Source organism: Micromonospora sp. DT233, assembly GCF_049841815.1.
Lineage (GTDB): Bacteria > Actinomycetota > Actinomycetes > Mycobacteriales > Micromonosporaceae > Micromonospora.
In genome coordinates this window covers 454175-471317 of the sequence record NZ_JBNCLB010000002.1, presented here as the reverse complement: position 1 = coordinate 471317, position 17143 = coordinate 454175, and the positions used below count along the sequence as shown (strand labels likewise).

16 protein-coding genes, 1 tRNA gene and 1 pseudogene are annotated in these 17143 nt (G+C 71.4%); 4 read left to right on the top strand and 14 right to left on the bottom strand.

Annotation, left to right across the window (positions count from 1 at the left end; all coding sequences use genetic code 11):
* Nucleotides 1-13 precede the first annotated feature (13 nt).
* From ACLQ2V_RS06290 to ACLQ2V_RS06240, 11 genes are all read right to left on the bottom strand, one after another.
* A complete protein-coding gene (locus ACLQ2V_RS06290; protein WP_425717404.1) occupies nt 14-772 on the bottom strand; it encodes a 2OG-Fe(II) oxygenase in 759 nt (252 codons plus the stop codon).
* 16 nt (nt 773-788) lie between these two features.
* Nucleotides 789-1394: a DUF5825 family protein gene (locus tag ACLQ2V_RS06285; RefSeq protein WP_425717403.1), complete on the bottom strand. Its 606-nt coding sequence runs from the start codon at nt 1392-1394 to the stop codon at nt 789-791.
* Nucleotides 1391-3310: a RiPP maturation radical SAM C-methyltransferase gene (locus ACLQ2V_RS06280; protein ID WP_425717402.1), complete on the bottom strand. Its 1920-nt coding sequence runs from the start codon at nt 3308-3310 to the stop codon at nt 1391-1393. The genes ACLQ2V_RS06285 and ACLQ2V_RS06280 overlap by 4 nt, the downstream gene beginning before the upstream one ends.
* Before the next feature lie 19 nt (nt 3311-3329).
* Nucleotides 3330-4070 carry a 2OG-Fe(II) oxygenase gene (locus ACLQ2V_RS06275; protein ID WP_425717401.1) on the bottom strand — a complete coding sequence of 247 codons (741 nt, stop codon included), beginning with the start codon at nt 4068-4070 and terminating at the stop codon, nt 3330-3332.
* Between the two features lie 58 nt (nt 4071-4128).
* Nucleotides 4129-5103 carry an aldo/keto reductase gene (locus ACLQ2V_RS06270; protein WP_425717400.1) on the bottom strand — a complete coding sequence of 325 codons (975 nt, stop codon included), beginning with the start codon at nt 5101-5103 and terminating at the stop codon, nt 4129-4131.
* Nucleotides 5104-5176: 73 nt separating this feature from the next.
* Complete coding sequence (locus tag ACLQ2V_RS06265; protein ID WP_425717399.1) at nt 5177-5977, bottom strand: class I SAM-dependent DNA methyltransferase; 801 nt, start codon at nt 5975-5977, stop codon at nt 5177-5179.
* A complete protein-coding gene (locus ACLQ2V_RS06260; RefSeq protein WP_425717398.1) occupies nt 5974-7269 on the bottom strand; it encodes an MFS transporter in 1296 nt (431 codons plus the stop codon). The genes ACLQ2V_RS06265 and ACLQ2V_RS06260 overlap by 4 nt, the downstream gene beginning before the upstream one ends.
* 6 nt (nt 7270-7275) lie before the next feature.
* Nucleotides 7276-8388 carry a HesA/MoeB/ThiF family protein gene (locus tag ACLQ2V_RS06255; protein ID WP_425717397.1) on the bottom strand — a complete coding sequence of 371 codons (1113 nt, stop codon included), beginning with the start codon at nt 8386-8388 and terminating at the stop codon, nt 7276-7278.
* Nucleotides 8385-10322 (bottom strand): B12-binding domain-containing radical SAM protein, encoded by a 1938-nt coding sequence (locus ACLQ2V_RS06250; protein WP_425717396.1) that lies wholly within the window; start codon nt 10320-10322, stop codon nt 8385-8387. Before ACLQ2V_RS06250 ends, ACLQ2V_RS06255 begins: the two co-directional genes overlap by 4 nt.
* A gap of 10 nt (nt 10323-10332) precedes the next feature.
* A complete protein-coding gene (locus ACLQ2V_RS06245) occupies nt 10333-11703 on the bottom strand; it encodes an ABC transporter substrate-binding protein (RefSeq protein WP_425717395.1) in 1371 nt (456 codons plus the stop codon).
* A gap of 107 nt (nt 11704-11810) precedes the next feature.
* Entirely contained in the window at nt 11811-11933 is a 123-nt protein-coding gene (locus ACLQ2V_RS06240) for a hypothetical protein (RefSeq protein WP_425717394.1), read from the bottom strand.
* A gap of 848 nt (nt 11934-12781) precedes the next feature.
* On the opposite strand from ACLQ2V_RS06240, the gene ACLQ2V_RS06235 reads away from it, so the two are divergent.
* Complete coding sequence (locus ACLQ2V_RS06235) at nt 12782-12961, top strand: hypothetical protein (RefSeq protein ID WP_425717764.1); 180 nt, start codon at nt 12782-12784, stop codon at nt 12959-12961.
* A gap of 186 nt (nt 12962-13147) precedes the next feature.
* Here ACLQ2V_RS06235 and ACLQ2V_RS06230 read toward each other — a convergent pair.
* Nucleotides 13148-13854 (bottom strand): annotated as a pseudogene (locus ACLQ2V_RS06230) (ATP-binding protein); the annotation flags it as partial.
* Nucleotides 13855-14123: 269 nt separating this feature from the next.
* Here ACLQ2V_RS06230 and ACLQ2V_RS06225 point away from each other — a divergent pair.
* From ACLQ2V_RS06225 to ACLQ2V_RS06215, 3 genes are all read left to right on the top strand, one after another.
* Nucleotides 14124-14432, top strand: coding sequence for a hypothetical protein (locus tag ACLQ2V_RS06225; RefSeq protein WP_425717393.1), 309 nt, complete (start codon nt 14124-14126; stop codon nt 14430-14432).
* A 221-nt stretch (nt 14433-14653) separates the two neighbouring features.
* Nucleotides 14654-16114 carry a protein adenylyltransferase SelO gene (locus tag ACLQ2V_RS06220; protein ID WP_425717392.1) on the top strand — a complete coding sequence of 487 codons (1461 nt, stop codon included), beginning with the start codon at nt 14654-14656 and terminating at the stop codon, nt 16112-16114.
* Between the two features lie 244 nt (nt 16115-16358).
* Nucleotides 16359-16431: transfer RNA gene (locus ACLQ2V_RS06215), tRNA-Arg, on the top strand.
* Nucleotides 16432-16462: 31 nt separating this feature from the next.
* Here the strand turns inward: ACLQ2V_RS06215 and ACLQ2V_RS06210 are convergent.
* On the bottom strand, nt 16463-16759 hold the full coding sequence (locus ACLQ2V_RS06210; RefSeq protein ID WP_425717740.1) for a DivIVA domain-containing protein: 297 nt from the start codon (nt 16757-16759) through the stop codon (nt 16463-16465).
* Between the two features lie 32 nt (nt 16760-16791).
* Nucleotides 16792-17109, bottom strand: coding sequence for a hypothetical protein (locus ACLQ2V_RS06205; RefSeq protein WP_425717391.1), 318 nt, complete (start codon nt 17107-17109; stop codon nt 16792-16794).
* Nucleotides 17110-17143 lie beyond the last annotated feature (34 nt).

The following is a 17143-nucleotide window of genomic DNA, read 5'->3' as shown; positions in this document are numbered from 1 at the left end:
CGCCCGGCGTCCGCTAGTCATCGGCTCGATGCTCGCCGATGCTGACCGTGTACCGGCCCTGCCCCGCGCCCCGGAACGGCTCCACCCAGTGCCAGCACTCCTCCCGGATGGGGATGATGGAGAAGCTGTTGAACAGGGGGTCGACGTGGAATTCCTGGCCCCTCTCGTTGCGGTAGCCGAGGCGGCCACCGGTGCCCGGCTGGTACGCCTCGTCCAGGTAGAAGTTGACCGCCATCACCCGACCGGGAAGCAGGTCCTGGTGCGGGCGGATCTCGTCACCGGCCTGGTAGCTCGCGAACTCGACCGAGGTCCGGCTGGTCAGCGAGACGCCGGTGCCGGCCGAGAGCCAGCTCCGAAGCGGGCCGCTGACCACGGCGAAGGCCAGGAACTGTTCGAGCACGGCGCGCTGGGCCTCGGAGAGGGAGTGCCCGGGTTCGAAGACCCGGGTGAGGGGCCGGGCCACGAAGTGCCGGGCGGCCCGGTCCGGGTGGTCGGGCCATTCCTCGTCGGTGATCTCGGCCGAGCCCTGCGTCCCGTGGTAGGTGGTCGCGCACCGGGACCACACGTCGATGTCGCGCATGGCGTCGGCCACCCCGAGGGCCCAGCGGTCCTTCAGGAAGTTCCGGATCACCAGGGGGCGCGACGGCTCGCTGTGGTACCAGTCGGCCAGCTCCTCGAGCGCCTGCGGATAGAGGTGTTCCGGGCGGACGAAAGTGGCACACTGCCGCAGCAAGCGGTCGGTGGTCACGGGGCTCTGCGGCGTCGTTGTCATGCCCATTCTCCTTCGGCTAGGCCCGGGCGTACCGGAAGCGGACCGGCAGGGCGCACCAGATTTGGCCAATCTTGAGGAAGAGACCGCGCTCGGCCAGGATGCCGACCGCGGCCAGTTCGGCGCGGGTGAGGTCCGCCTCGACGACCCGGGCCATGGCGGGGTCCATCAGCAGCCGCGCCTCGTTCCCGTCGTAGAGCGTCCGCGAGATCCCGTCGGGGGCGCGGCGGTCCTCCACGAGGACGTAGCCCGGCCCGTGACGCATGGTGAGCAGCGGGCGCGTCGGCACGGGCCACACCGGGGCGGCGTCGGGCACCCGGGGCGGATCGAGGTGGGCCAACGGGTCGACGGGCAGCCCCTCCACCGAGCCGTGCCAGACGACCCGCAGCCCGACTCCGGCCGCGTCCCTGAGGAAGCAGAGGTGCCGAGTGGCGGCCTCCGGAGCCGAGCTGGTGAGGTGGGTCCGCCCGGTGAGCCGGATGCCGCGAATCCCGGCCCGCACCAGGGCGACCAGGTCACCGCGGGTGTACGGGAGGTCGGGCGGTCGGCTGACGATCAGGCCACGGCGGCCCTCGGGCCCACCGGTCGCCGCTCGGCCGCGGAGGGTGTCGGCGGAGCCGGTCATCGGTACCCCAATCCGGTGGCCAGTGCCACGTGGTGATCTCCTTCGCGGAAGACCAGGCCGAGCTCGAGCCAGTCGTCGAGCAGCTGCCGCACCGCATCCTCGGACGGGGTGACGCCGGTGGCGGCCCGGAGCTGGTCCAGCAGGGCCCGGAACGACCGGCCCTTGAGCAGGGCCCGGTACGCGGCGACCTGGACCGGGTCGCTGAGCAGGTGCTCCCGGCTGGTGCCACGGCGGCGCTCGTCGATGATGCGCAGCCCGTCCCCCTCCGCCAGCGACACCAGCCGGGCACCGGGGTGGGACTGCTGCCACCGGGAGACGCCCTCCTCCAGGGCCCCGGCCACGTCGCGCGGTATGCCGGCGTCGGCGCTGTCGAAGATGTAGACGAGGTCGCGCAGCTCGTCGGCCGGCAGCCGGTAGACGTGGGATAGCAACCGCGACGGCCCCTCGTTGCGCATTCCCAGGCTCGGGTCGTCGAAGTACGGGCTGAACCGGGTCAGCATGATCCGGCCGACCCGCTCGGGTGGGAAGAGGTGGGTGAGGTTGTCCAACTGCCGCAGCAGCGGGTCGTAGTCCTGCTCCGTCTCGCCGGGGAAGCCGTAGAGCAGGTTCCAGCCCGGATAGATCGCCAACGTCCGGCAGTCCCGCAGCAGCCGGATGTTCTGCCAACCGCTGACGCCCTTGCGCATCAGCTTCAGCACCCGGGAGCTCAGGTTCTCGATGCCCGGCTGGATCTGGGTCACCCCGCTGTCGGCCAGCCCCTGCAACTGCGGGTAGGTCAGGTTCGACTTGACCTCGAAGAACATCCGCAGGTCCCAGCCGAGCTCGCCCAACTGGGGCAGCAGGGTCTTGAGGTAGCCCATGTCGAGGATGTTGTCGGCGAAGACGACGTCCAGGACCCGGTGGCGCTGCACCGCGCTGGAGATCTCCGCCAGGACCCGCTCGGCGGGCTTCGACCGGTGCGTCATCAGGGACCCGTTGAGGCCGCAGAAGGTGCAGTGGTGCTTCTCGCCCCACCAGCAACCCCGCCCGCCCTCGACCTGCACCTTGGGCAGGACCTCCCGGACCGCCGCGCAGTTGTGGAAGGCGCGGAAGTAGTCGGAGAAGTCCGGGTGCGGGACCTTCGTCATCGGGACCATGGTGTGACCGAGCCGGTTCGCCACCGCCGTGCCGTCATCGGTGCGCCAACAGAGGCCCGGGATGGCCGCCAGCCGGGTCGCGGTGACCGGGTCGGCACCGGGACCCGAGCCGCCGTGGGCACCGGAGAGCGCCTGCAACAGCTTGGGGAAGACCAGCTCGGCCTCGCCCCGCACGACGTGGTCCAGCGCCGGGAAGTTGCGGTGCAGCGCCTCGCCCTGCACGCCGTCGCAGTTCGCCCCGCCGAGGATGACGGTGATGCCGGGATCGAGGCGTTTGATCTCGGCGGCCAGGGCGATCGAGGGGATGTTCTGGTCGAAGGTCGAGGTCAGCCCCACCACGTGCGGGGCGTCCGCGACCACCTCCCGGGCCAGTTGCCGGACGAAGTCGGGGGCCAGCCCGTACATCTGCACCGCGTGGGCGAGGTCCGTGGGGTCGGCCCCGTTCGCCGCCGACGCCCGGTAGAAGGGGGTCTGCTCCGCCGGCTCCGGGCCGTACAACGCCGAGGAGAAGATCCACTCACCCATCGCGACGTAGTCGCCGCGGGCGATCTTGTCGTACGCCTGCTCGTCGATCCGGCCGGCGCTGGCCGCCAGGACGTGGTCGGCCCACTCCAGGTTGCCGTACCGGACGCTGACCGATTCGACGTCGGGTGACGCGTCGGCCAGTGGCCGGATGGTGCTCAGCGCCAGGGATGGCATGTCCAGGGAAGCCCATGGCATGCACACCAGCAGCACCCGCAGCTTGACCGCCGACGACGGCACAACAGCACTCGTGGTCATGATCCTCGCTCCTTGCGCCTCAGTAGTCGCGATGGATCTGCAGGTTGGCGGTGTAGCGGCCGGGTATCTCCGCCGTGTAGGGCTCCACCCAGTGCACGCAGCCCACCCGGATCGGGATGAGGGTGAGGCTGTTGAACGTCGGCGTCGCGACGTGTTCCGTGCCGTCGGCGGCCCGGAACCACAGCCGGCCACCGGCGGACGGGTGGTACAGCTCGTCCAGGTAGAAGTTGGCGGCGAGCACCCGGCCGGGCAGCAGGTCGTGGTGCGGGGTGATCTGGTCGCCGGGGCCGTACCGGGTGAACTCGAAGGAGGTGCGCTGCTCCAGCGACTCGCCGATGACCGAGGAGACCCAGGAGAGCAGGTACGGCCCGGTGATCGCGAAGGCGACGAAGCGCTTGAGGACGGCGCGCAGCTCCGCCGGCACCTCGGGGGCCTCCAACGCCTGCACCAGCGGCTGGAGCTGGTAGTGGCGGGCGGCGCGGGCCGGGTTGTCGGCCCAGTCGCGCTCCGGCACGTCGTAGGAGCGCAGGTCACCGTCGTAGGCGGTGGTGTGCCGCCGCCAGTAGGGGTGTTCGCGCAGGGCCCGCCCGAGAGAGCGGGCGAATTCCTCGTCGAGGAAGTCGGGCAGGGTCAGCGGTCCACCGGTGCCGCTGCGGTACCACTCGTTGAGCTCCTCCCCACGCTCGGCCGTCAGGTATGGCTGGCTGATGAACCGGGTGGCCGTTCGTCGCCAGTTGTCCATCGTCGCATCTATCTTCACGCGGGTTCCCTCCTTGGGCGCGGCTCACGCGGTCATCGGTCGGCTGGGGACGGCAGGCTCACCAGGCGTACGCCTCCGGGGCTGGCCCACCGGGGCCGGGGAAGATCGCGTCGAGCGCGGTGAGCTGGTCCCTGCTCAGGGTCAGGTCGGTCGCCTTGACGGCACCCTGCAGGTGCGCCAGGGTGCGCGGCCCGATGATCGGGGCGGTGACGCCCGGCTGGCGGAGCAGCCAGGCCAGGCCGACGGTGGACGGTGCCTGGCCCAGCTCGGCGCACCAGTTCTCGTAGCTCTCCAACCGGTCGCGGTGTCGGGCGAGCAGTTCCTGGGACTTCTTGTCCGCGCCCCGTCCGGTCGCCGTGCCCCGCTTCACCGCCCCGGCCAGCAGGCCCCCCTGGAGCGGGCTGTACGGCAGCAGGCCGATGCCGTACTCGCGGCAGGCGGGAAGCACCTCCAGCTCGACCGTTCGCTCCATCAGGTTGTAGACCGACTGCTCACTGACCAGACCGAGGAACCGGCGTTGCCGGGCGATCTCCTGGGCGCGGGTGATGTGCCATCCCGCGAAGTTCGACGACCCGACGTAGAGGACCTTGCCCTGGGCGACCAGCAGCTCCATGGCCGGCCAGATCTCGTCCCAGGTCGTCGAGCGGTCGATGTGGTGCATCTGGAGCAGGTCGATGTGGTCGGTCTGCAGGCGGCGCAGCGCGGCGTCGCAGGCGCGCCGGATGTGCAGGGCGGAGAGCCGGCTCGTGTTGAGCGTCGTGCCCATCGGGCCGTACAGCTTGGTCGCCAGGACGACCTGGTCGCGCCGGGCCGGCGACTGCGCGAACCAGCGCCCGATGATCTGCTCGGTGAGGCCCGCGCCGGTCTCCCAGCCGTACACGTCGGCCGTGTCGAAGAAGTTGATGCCCAGCTCGAGGGCCGCGCTCATGATCTCGTGGGCCTCGGGCTCCGGCGTCAACGGCCCGAAGTTCATGGTGCCGAGGCCAAGTCGACTCACGACGACCCCGGTGCGGCCCAGGTTTCGGTACTTCAACGGGTCTCCGTCCAGTGCAGGTGGTGACGCCCACGACGGGGTGTCCGGGGCGGGTGCGCGGGCCAGGTCCGGCTCATCGGCGGGCCACCAGGAAGACCCGGTCGGTGTGCCGGCCGGCCGCCGGGGTGGCCAGGTCCTCGACGTGGGCCTGGTGCACCTGTCGGAAGCCGGCGTCGAGCAGGTCCTGCTCCACCTGCTCCGGTACGAAGGCGTACCGGACCGCGTTGAGGTCGAAGCGTTCGTAGAGGCCGTCCTTGCGCCGGAGGAAGCCCGTGGTCCGGGTGTAGGACCGGGACTCCTCCGGCAGGTAGAGGCCGCGACTGATGACGGCGGAGTCCGGCATCACGGTCGCCCCCACCTGGTTGGCGTCGACCAGCCCGGTCTCGGTCAACAGGTCGAAGATGAAATGTCCCCCCGGGACGAGCAGCGCGGCCACCGTGTCGATGCATTCGCGCAGCGCGTCCGGGCCGGCCAGGTGGTTGAGGGCGTCGACGGTGGAGACGACCAGCCCCGCCGAGAGGCCGGGCGGGGGACGGAACCGCGAGACGTCGGCCTCGACGAGGTCGAAGCGGTCCGGGTCGACGTGCCGGAGGTTCTTGCGCGCCTGGTCGAGCATGTCGGGCGAGCCGTCCACCCCGTAGGCCCGGTAGCCCTGGCCGAGGAAGTGGCGGAGCAGCTGGCCGTTGCCGCAGCAGAGGTCCACGATGGTCGACGGAATGCGGGCGGGCCGGTCCGCCTCGTGGAACGCCTGGATCAGCGGCGCCCAGCGCTGGGCGCGTCCCGAGTAGACCTGGTCGTAGACGCGGGCCGCGGTCCCGTCGTACCCGGTGCCCCGCGGGCCGACCGCTGTGCTGCCCTCCGCGTGGTCGATCACGGTGCCTCCCCGGATTCGCCGACCCCGGCCTGCACCGGGGTGTCTTCGGACGACGACGTGATGTCCCGCACCCCGCGCACCGCGCTGAACAGCGGCCACAGCCCGGAGAGGGTGATGCCGGCCGCGGCCAGGGTGAGCGTGGCGGGAATCCCGATCACCTTCGCGGCCAGCGCGCCACCGACCAGCGCGCCGAACGGCTCGACGCCCCAGGCCACGAAGCGGAAGGTCGCGGTGACCCGGCCCAGGTACCGGTCCGGCACCAGGGCCTGCTTGATCGTTTCACTGAGGATCAGGTTGATCACCACCGCGAACGACCAGAAGAAGGCCGACACCGCCACGAAGAACATCGCCAGTGGCCGGTTCACGGTGACCGCCGCCGGCACCAGCAGCCCGGTGATGCCGGGGAGGGTGAAGGCGCCGATGAGCGTCGGCCCCAGGCCGAAGCGGCGCCCGAGCCGGGCGGCGATGGCCGCGCCGATCAGGCCGGAAACCCCGCCGATCATGGTCAGCGCACCGAAGAGCAGCGAGTTGATGCCCAGCACCCGGATGACGAAGAGGGTGTAGAGGGCGAAGAACATGGCGGTGAAGAAGTTGAAGTGCGCGGCGGCGAGCACCAGCGGGCCCTGCACCCGGTCGTGGCGCAGCATCCGGAGCCCGGCGAGGATCGCCTTCAGGTGGGACTCGGAGTGGTCCGCCGCCGTCCGCTCGGGCTCGGCCTTCGGCAGGGTACGCAGGGTGGCGCTGCTGACCAGATAGCTCAGGCTGTCCACCAGGAGCGTCAGGGGAGCGCCCAGCACCTGGACGAGGGCCCCCGCCAGGCCCGGCCCGGCCACCTCGCCGACCGAGACCGTGCCCTGCATCCACGAGTTGGCCGGGGCGAGCTGCTGCTTACCCACCAGGCGCGGAACGTAGCTGGCCATGGCGCTGTCGAAGAGCAGGCTCAGCGCCGCCACGACGAACGCGACGGGCGCCAGGACCGCGAGGCTCAGCGAGTCCAGCAGGTAGAGGACCGGCACGATCAGGAGCACCACGGCGCGGAGCAGGTTGGCGAAGAGCATCACCGCCCGCCGTTCGTAGCGGTCGGCCCAGGCCCCGGCGGAGAGCCCGAAGACCAGGACCGCCGCGGAGCCGGCCGCGCTGAGCAGGCCCATCTCCCAGGCGCTGGCGTCCAGGGTGAGCACCGCGACCAGGGGGAGGGCGAACGCCGTCACCTGGGCCCCGGCCAGCGAGACCGCTTCGGCCGACCAGAGCCGGAAGAAGCCGGTTTCCCGCAACGGAGAATTCTTGAACACGCGCCGCTACCTTTCGTCCACACGGGGTGGAGCCGGGTTCGCAGCCTCGACGGAACCACCGGCAGCCGGGGAACAACGGCACGACTGGCCTGCGAAGTACGAGATCCGGCCCTCGGAGAGCATGAGTTGTCCCCGACGGTTCAGCGCCGGAGAGTCTCCCGAGGCAAGATAGCGGAGCACATCGTGGGCGAGCAGCGCAGCGACGGCCGTGTTGCTCGGGCCGAACGAGTAGGGGGTCGGCCCGAGCCCACGCTCCTCGAGATCGACCTGGTCGGCGGGGAGCGCGTCCCGCCGGTCCCGGCTGAAGCAGTCCCAGCAGTGCGCGCGGGCCGGCACGAGCAGCGGGCCCCAGTAGCCGGTCTCCAGACCCACCGCCGACATGTGCAGCGGGATCCGCCGCCCCCGGGCCCACTGCCAGGCGAAGTCGTGGATTCCCGGTGGGGTGTCGGCGGCGACCACCAGCAGGTCCAGCTCTGCGGGCAGGGCCGAGAGGTCGGCCGCCCCGGCCACCCGCGCGTCGACGGTGTGGACGACGAGGGCGGGCGCGAGCCGCCGCAGGGCCCGGGCGGCGGCCTCGGTCTTGGGCACGCCGATGTCGTCGTACGCGAAGAGGAACTGTCGGTTGAGGTTGTGCGGGGCGACCCGGTCGAAGTCGACCAGCCAGAGCTCACCCACCCCGGCGCCGGCAAGGTGCTGGGCGAGGACGGTGCCGACCCCACCGACCCCGAGGATCGCGACCCGGGCGCCCTCGATCCGGCGCTGCATGGCGGCCGCGTCCGGTCCGAAGACGGACAGGTAGCCGACCTGTCGTTCGACGGTCGGGTTGGTCGCCGCGGCAGCCGGCTCGCTGGTCATCCAGCCGAGCCCGGTCAACTCGCCGACCAACCGACCCAGCGCGCTGGTGGCCGGCGTGGCCCGCAGGGTGGCCTCGTCGAGCCCGGCGCGCAGGGCCGCGACCGCCCGGGACAGCACGTCGGCCGGGCCCCTGACCGTCAGCGCCCGGCTGCCGAGACAGAACCGGACACCGGCCTGGCCGGGCACCACCGTGACCGCGTCGACCAGGCGGCTGACCGGCGGGACGCCGGACGGCTGCGCCGCCAGCGGCTCGGAGCCGGTCATCCCCGTTCACCGCCCGCGACGGCGACCGGGGCGAGCAGGTGCGCCGACAGCAGGTTGCGCATCAGCACCTCGGCCCGGGCGGCACCCAGGCGGCCGGCCAGGTCGGCCAGCGTGAAGCGGGAACCGTCCAGGTAGGGGGCCAGCGCACCGGCGAAGGCGGCCGGAATGACGACCCGCTCCCGGGTGCCCACGTGGGTGCAGACGAGTTTCCCGTCCGCCTCGACGACGTCCAGCTCCTCCCCGGCGAGACGCACCCCGGAGCGGGCCCGAGCCGCGTGCAGGTCCAGGCTCTCCCGCACCGCGTCGCGGGTGTTCACCCTGGTGGCGTACGCCCGGTACCGGCGGTGCACCTCGGCCCGCTGCTCGGGGGTCATGCCCGGGTCGACGTTGTCGAAGTGGTTGAGGGCGTACTGCGACTGCCCGGCGGCGTCGGTCACCGCGACCGGGATCAGCCCGAAACTCCCCGGCTTACGGCCGACGTTCGAGGAGCGGGTCGCCTCGAAGGGGAAGACCGAGACCCCGTCGAGGCAGTCGGTGAGGCTCTCCACGTCGGCCAGCGCCGAGAGCGCCTCCTCGTACGTCGTGGAGGGCAGGTCCGGAATGAGGTTGACGCGCAGCCGCATCCCCACGTCACGGGCGTCCTTGAGGAAGCGGATGTTCTCCTCGCGGTCCGCGGACTTGTGCACGAGCTTCAGCACCCGGGTGACCATCGTCTCCATGCCGATGACGAGGAACTCGCAGCCCGCCTCGACCATCAGCGCCAGGAGTTCCCGGTCGAACCGACGGTCCACCATGGCGAAGGAGTTCCAGCTGATCGAGACCCCCCGGTCGAGCAGCAGCCGGCACATCCGCCGGGCGAAGGCCGGCGGGATCGACTCGGTGACGAAGCTGAACCGCCGCACGCCGAAGGTCGAGACCAGCCACTCGATCTCGTCGACGAAGTTCGCCGGATGCCGCCCCCGGAAGGGCTGGCTGCCGTCGTACAACTCCACGAAGTCGCAGTAGTCGCACTTCCCCCAGTAGCAACCGCGCGCCTGGGTGATGCTCAGCGTCGGGTTGGCCAGCCGGGCGAGTGCCTCGACGGGATACTCCGGGTAGGGCATCCGATTGAGGTCGGGCCCCGGCCCCGGCGCGGCGTGCAGGACCTGGTCGTCGTGCAGGCACGAGACACCGGGGACGCTCTGCGGTGCCCAGCCGCCGTCGCGGGCCTGCTGCGCCAGGGCGAGCAGGGGCCGCTCCCCGTCGAAGCGTACGACGCAGTCGACGGCGCGATGGTTGCGGAGCAGGGTGTCGAGGCTGGCGAGGTCCATCAGGCTGAGGGCGGGGCCACCGAGCACACAGCGCAGGCCGGGACGCGCCGACTTCAGGTGTGCGGCGAGAACCAGGGCCGGGAGCAGTTGGGGCCCCATCGGGACCGAGATCCCGACCAGTGCGGTGCCGGCGTCCACCCGGTCGGCGACCCCCGACCGCTCGTAGAACTCGAAGTAGGTCGACGCGGGCTGCGCACCGCTGGGTAGCCGGCCGAGCACCGTCGCGTCCGGGTCGACCGAGAAGGGCTTGGCGAGGATCTCGAGGAGATAGCCGTACGTGGACTGCGGGCTGAACTCGTGCCGGCCCTCCGCGTCGAGGAAGCGGCCGGGGTTGCGGGCGCTCCACCGGGCGACCGCCGCGCAGAGCGAGTCCGCCGGCACCCCCGGCAGCCGGCCCGCGCTCAGCGCGGCGGTCATCTCCGAGCTCAACAGGTGTTCCGCGAACTCCTCGTTGAGGTCGAGCTGCTGGCAGCGGATGCCCTCCGCGCCGAGGAAACCGGCCAGCACGGCGGGCGCCGGGTAGAGGCTGCCGAAGTTCGACTCCACGAGCGGCGGGAAGATCAGGGTGACGTGGGAGGACGACGGCGTCGCCGCCGCACGGTCGATCGAGATGTCGTCGGTCATCCTGCGGCCCTCATTCCTTCGTCGCGTGGACGGTCGCCGGCGCGGTCGTCAGCAGGTCGAAGTCCACGAAGCCGGAACCGGAGAGGGCCAGGGCCCCGACCCGCTCCGAGCACAGGACGTGCGAGCGGGCCCTGACCAGGGGGATCCGTGGCATGAGCTCCAGCCAGCGCTGGTTGGCGGCCCGCCACGCGGCGTGCCGCTGCTCCACCGAGAGGCAGCCCGCCGCGACACCGATGAGCCGGTCCAGCTCCTGGTCGGCCAGCCCGGCGCGACGGGCCGCCGGGCTGCTCGAGCGCCAGGGCGTCAGCAGTGCCGCCGGATCGGGGAAGTCCGCGGTGGTGAGGGTGTACAGCAGGTCGTGCTCGCCGGTCGCGGCGGCCCGGACGTACTGCGGGAAGCTCAACGGGCGAGGGGCGAGGCGTACGCCCAGCTGCGCTTCGACCTGCCGGCAGACCGCCTCGACCACCCCGCCGTTGGGGGCGAAGTCGGCGTAGGCGAGCTCAGGAGCGGCGGTGAGCGCGCTACGCAGCTCGTCGAGCTCGTGAACGGTGGCCGTCGACCGGCCCCCCGGTGGGTCATCGCTCAACGGGGCTCCGGACCACGGGTCGACCTGCTGCCGCCAGGGGGAGAGCAGGTCCGAAAGCGAGGCGACCAGGTCGTCGCGGTCCAGCAGGCCGCTGAGCGCGCGTCGTGTCGCGGGTGACTCGCGCAGCGCCCCGGCGCGGCGGCCGAACTCCAGGCTGCCGAAGAGCGCCAGGTCCCGACTGGTCAGCCGCGGATGGTCGCGGAACGCGTCGATCCCGGCCTGGTTGAAGCCCAGGGTCGGCGTGACGTCCAGGGTGCCCGCCTCGAAGGCGTCGAGCGCCTCCCGGAAACTCGCGAAGGCGCGAAAAATCAACTCGTCGGGGCGGTCCGGGCTGTCCCACGCGAACGGGTGCCGCGCGAGGCGGATCGACCGCGCGGCCCGGTGCACGGGAACGTGGGAGCCGAGGACGGGCCCGTCGCGGTAGGGCGCGAGGCGGGGGAGCGTGAGCAGCGCCGGCGCGAAAACGGTCGGGCAGGCGAAGTGGATGTCGACCGTGCCCTCGTCGACCGCGTCGGCGCCGGTGGGCAGGAAGTCCACGGGTCGCTCGACGGAATCGGCCCGGACGCCGATCGTGTCGACCAGGTGGGCCGCCCGCAGCGGCTCGCCGTCGGACCAGCGCAGGGAGGTGTCCAGGTGGACCCGGAGGCGTCGCCCGTCGTCGAGGGTCTCGGCGTGCCGCGCGGCCCGGGGCACGGGCGGTCCGTCGGCCTCGGTGAGCAGGGTGCGTACGACGGCCTCGCCGACGAACCGCGAGTCGTAGTCGATTGGGCGGTGGAAGGTCCGCGAAAGCGGCATCGAGTCCAACGCAAACACAATGGCGGGTGACAAGATACCTTCCCCTGGGGTTTCTGTTGGGAGCGGAAATCCCTGGGCGGGCAGCACGCCCGCCCAGGGATTTCGGACTAGCAGCGATGCACCATGGCGAGATAGTCGCTCAGCGTCTCGCGGTCGAACTCGAGCTCGTCCGCCTCATCGGCGACGTTCTCGATCTCGACCTCCTGAGCGAGGCCCACGATCTGCTCCATAGAATCCTCCTTCCCTGGTGAGTGACAACCTGTGGCCAGACTAGACGGATATTGCTAGATATGAATGTGACCTGGATCACACCTTAATTGTGTGGCAGTCATGTGGCGGTGCGGCATCATGTCGCAAAGACCGATATCGTTTTCCGGTTTCGTTTTTCCTGCTTTTTCCGTCGCTCTGTCGCCCTGTCGCCCCGTCGCCCGGCGTGCCCGCGGCGGGCTCCGGCGGCCCCCCAAGGGCGGCCCTCGGTCACGCTCCCGGCTGCCGCCGGGGCAGCGGGAAGTGTGACTTTTGGGTTACGATCCGTTGGCACGGGGTGGGCGGTGACGCTTGGACCTGCCCCTTCAGGCGACCACGGGGGTCCGTATGACGAGACCGAACGCCGGTTCACTGCTGACTGGAGGGCCGGGCCCCGCCGTCCGGCCCGGCGCGCTCCGGGCGCTGCACCCGCCCGATGTCCCTGGTGCTGCGGATGCGCAGCTGCGCCCGCCGCGCTCCTAATCCGGCCCGAGCCACAGCGGCACTGGCTGAGCGGCGCAAGCCCGGACATTGACCGGGAACCCTCGGGTCCAGGTCCACGTCCTCGGATATCTCCGCTATTCGAGTCGTCGGTCCCGTTTCCTGGGTGATGTTTCCGAGTGGCCCTTGGGGTTCTTGGCGGGGTGGCCGCTCCGCCTTTCGTCATGGGCCGTCAAAGCAATTGCGGCGCCTTACGTCACTGTGCCCTCGGCTTGCCTGTCTCCTGGCGCCGGCCGGGCTTCCACGCCTGCGCCGATTGCCGGTGGCATTGGAGTCGTTCGAGCTTTGTGGCGCTGCTCCTCGATGAGTTGGCGGACGAGATCGTCACCCGATGAACCAGCCGGGCGCGGGTGGCTCGCTGCCGGCCGGACAATGCCGCTTCGACCCGTCGTCCGGGCGCGACGTCGACGTCGTCTTCCTCGACCCGACGGACCTCACCCGCGACAACGGCGACCGCGCCACCGCGCGGATGGACGCGGTCGAACTGCAACTGCAGCAGGTGCAGCCATGACCGGCATGGCGCTGCCCCCTCGGGCGCTGATGAGCCTCCCCGCCCACGGCACCAAGGCCATCGATGCACTGGAACCTCCCTGGCCGTCGGACTGCTCGACGCTCTGGACCCAGGCCCGGTACGGCTCGGCCAGCTCAGCGCGCGCTTCGGCCTGCGCCCCGGCAGGCTGCCGCGGACGGGTCGGCAGAGTTTTGGCGCGGCGGTGGCGCGGATGCCGAGGCTGCGGGACCAGCCGGGGATCCGCTTGATCAGGAAGATCTCTTCCAGGGCATGGAGGTAGCGGGCGATCGTTGGCCGGCTCAGTCCGAGGGCGGATTCGAGGGAGCTGGCGGCGATGACGGTCGCGGACCTTGCCGCGAGGAGGCGTACGAGCTGCCTAGCTCGCCCTCGTGCTGGATGTCGGACAGCTGCCGGACGTCGCGGTCGATGAGCGCTTGGACATAGGCGTCGAGGAACCGTTGGCGGCGGCGCGGGCCGGTGCGGGTGGTGGCGCGAACAGGGCGTCAACGAACCCGTCCGGCTCGCCGTCGAGTTCGCCTTGGGACAACGGCCAGAGCTCGACGGTTTCCATCCGGCCGGGCAACGCGTCCGGGGCAGCCACCATGCCGAACAGGCGAGACGAGCCGGTGAGCAGATACGGCCCGGGCGGGGATCCTCGTCGACGCTGCCTTGATGGCCAGCAACAGCTCCGGAGCGCGGTGGATCTCGTCGATGACCAGGAGCTCGGGCGAGTCCACGAAGCCGACCGGGTCGGCGAGCGCCGCCGCCCGGTCCTGCGCCCAGTCGAGATCACGGCGCTCGGCGAGACGATCGCCGGCGACGACGCGAACCCCGCTGGTTTCGATCTGCGAGAGCAGACGCATTCGATTTGCGGCACAGCTGCGTGCTGAAATGCGGGCCCTTGGTGTCGACTCGCGGGGCCTTTGAAGCGTCCGTGAGAGGCCCACCGCTGTGCCGCGTCGCTGCGGGTCGCGGCGAGTTCGGGAAAGGATTCCTCCCAGCGTCGGCGGAGCTGGGTCGGCGGCCAGAGGGTGGGCCGGCTGTACCCGGTGATGCGTTGCAGGTCCACCGGCCGCCAGCCGGCCGCGTGGAACGCCCGCAACTGCTCGTCCCGCTCGGTCAACGCGGCCGCCCGCGTCGCCTCGTACCTGGAGACAACCGCATGCAAGCTCGTCCTCGGAGAACTGGTCGAGCGCCGCGCCGCCCCCGGCTCACTGCGGCCGACCACATCGAGAACGGCGAGGCCAGGATCGTGGTCCTCGCGGCGCTGCTGTTCGGCGCGATCGCGACGGTTCCCCCGCTGGTCGGGTTCAGCCTCGGCCTGACCCGGTCGCCCACGCCCAGCATCTCGATCATCGGCGCGATCGCGATCGTGGCGCTCACCGTCGCGCTCTCCTGGGGCGCGATCGCGATGGCCACCCGGTTCGCCATGCGACCCGCGCCGATCGACGCCATCGGCGGGCGCGAGTGAGCAGCCCGGCCGGCGGCTGACACCGCCCGACGCGACCCCGGTTTCGCCAGCCGTACCACCCTGCCCACCAAGATCAACCAAAGCCACATGGAGACTCCGGATGTGCTCCTGGGCTGGGCGAACGGCGGGCCGGGTGCCGTGGTTGGGGGCCGCTGCGGCACGAGGCCACCGACCCACCGCCGCCTCTGCGCGGTGCCGGTGCTCCCCGTACTGTCGATGGGGTGAGCAGCACCTCGCCACCGACGGTGGCCCTCGACGGCCGCTTCGCGCGTGAGCTCGCGGAGCTGGCCGTGCCCTGGCAGGCCGACGAGCCAACCGACCCGCGGCTGCTCGTCCTGAACGAGCCGCTGGCCGCCGCGCTACGCCTGGATCCGGCCTGGCTGCAGACGCCTGCGGGGGTGCGCCTGCTGGTCGGCGTCGGTGTGCCCGACGACGCCACACCGGTGGCGCAGGCCTACGCCGGGCACCAGTTCGGCCAGTTCGTCCCGCGTCTCGGGGACGGGCGGGCGCTGCTGCTCGGCGAGCTCGTCGACATCGACGGTCACCTCCGCGACCTGCACCTGAAGGGCTCCGGGCGGACCCCGTTCGCGCGCGGCGGCGACGGCCTGGCCGCGGTCGGCCCGATGCTGCGGGAGTACGTCGTCAGCGAGGCCATGCACGCCCTCGGCATCCCCACGACCCGCTCCCTAGCCGTGGTGGCGACGGGGCGTGCGGTGCGGCGGGAGACCCTGCTGCCGGGCGCGGTGCTCGCCCGGGTCGCCAGCAGCCACCTGCGAGTGGGCAGCTTCCAGTACGCCCGGGGCACGGGTGACGTGGACCTTCTCCGCCGCCTCGCCGACCACGCGATCGTCCGGCACCACCCCGCTGCCGAGGCCGAGCAGCCGTACGTCGCGCTGCTCGACGCGGTAATCGCCGTCCAGGCGTCGCTGGTGGCCCGCTGGATGCTCGTGGGCTTCGTCCACGGCGTCATGAACACCGACAACATGACGATCTCGGGCGAAACCATCGACTACGGTCCGTGCGCCTTCCTCGACGCCTTCGACCCAGCCGCCGTCTACAGCTCGATCGACCACGGTGGACGCTACGCCTACGGCAACCAGCCGCTGGCGGCCCAGTGGAACCTCGCCCGGCTCGCCGAGGCCGTCCTGCCCCTCCTGCACCACGATCCGGAGCGGGCGGTCGTGCTGGCGACGACGGCGCTCGACCGGTTTCCCGGTCGGTACGAGGCCGCCTGGTCGCTCGGCATGCGGGCCAAACTCGGGCTGCCCGAGGACCTTGATCCCGCCATCGTGGTACCGCTGGCCGAGGAACTGCTCGCCCTGCTCCGGGACGACCACGTCGACTTCACGTCGTTCTTCCGCGTGCTGGCCGGTGCCGCACGCGGCGACGCGGAGCCCACGCGGCGTCTCTTCCCGGACCACCGCGCGATCGACGCCTGGCTGACGCGCTGGCTCGCCCTAAGCCCAGCCGCCGACGCAATGGACCGGGTCAACCCGGTCTACATCCCCCGCAACCACCTCATCGAAGAGGCCCTGGCCGCGGCGACCGATGGGGACCTGACGCCGCTGCACCGGCTGGTCGAGGCCGTGACCGCCCCCTACGACGAGCGCCCCGGGTTCGAGCGCCACGCCGCTGCCGCCCCACCGGACTTCGGCGCCTACCGCACCTTCTGCGGCACCTGAGCACGGCCCCGGGCGGCGGCCCGGTGCCACCCGGCACGAGTCAGTGTCGAGTCGTCCGGTCGGCGAGGGTGGTGGCGGTCACCAGGGCGAACCCGCGGGTTAAGCGCCGCGGCACACCGCCGATCGCAGCCCGGGGCTCGTGTGCTCCGGGTTTGGTCCTGGGCTGGGCGAACAGGGGTCCGGAGAACGTGGGCCACTCCCTGCCATCCCAGGTGACCCCCAGGTCGCTAGACTAGGCCCTCGCGCCCTCGTAGCTCAGGGGATAGAGCATCGGTTTCCTAAACCGTGTGTCGCAGGTTCGAATCCTGCCGGGGGCACCTCCAAGATCAGCCAAAACGCGCCAACAGGTCATCTGCGTTGCTGACTCCCTGTCCCTGCGCTGTCGGCCGTGTGACCATGCGTCGGCGCGGACTCGCCAGGCCAGTCCCGGAGAGCGTTCCTCAGGCGGGTGTTCTCCTCGCGAAGGCCCGCCTCGACGGCGTTCCTGGCGGTCAGTTCGTCGACGACGCGGCGCAGAAATGCGTAGACGTGCTCCTCGGCCAGGCCGCGTCGCCCGAGCGCCGCATGTCGGAACCGCAGTCGTCGCACTTGCTCGGGATGTAGCGGCGTGAGCCGCGATGCCGTGTGAAGGACTCTCACTGCCATCGAGTTCTCCGATCGAGGCCGCCCGTACGTGCTCACCGCCGGAGGGTGTTCCTGGCCGTGGCGCGGGCCGCCGGTCTGGGTTGCCGGACCGTGACCGGTGGCGGGGCCGCCCGCTGGAGGCCCGCCTCCTGGACGTAGATCTCTCGCCGGTCCAGCGCGTTGCCCTTCGGGTCGAGCACGTAGCCGGTCAGCCAGATCCAGCCGTAGTAGGTCGGCTGGTCGGAGACCTTGATGACCCGGAAGGTCAAGGCCCTGTCGCCGCCGAACTGCACGGACGCGTGCCGGTTGACGTACAGCACGTCTCCCGGCTTCGGAATCATGCCGTACCACTGGCGGTCTCCAGCGGTCATGAGCCGTACGCCGCCGGACAGCCGCGCCGAGGGT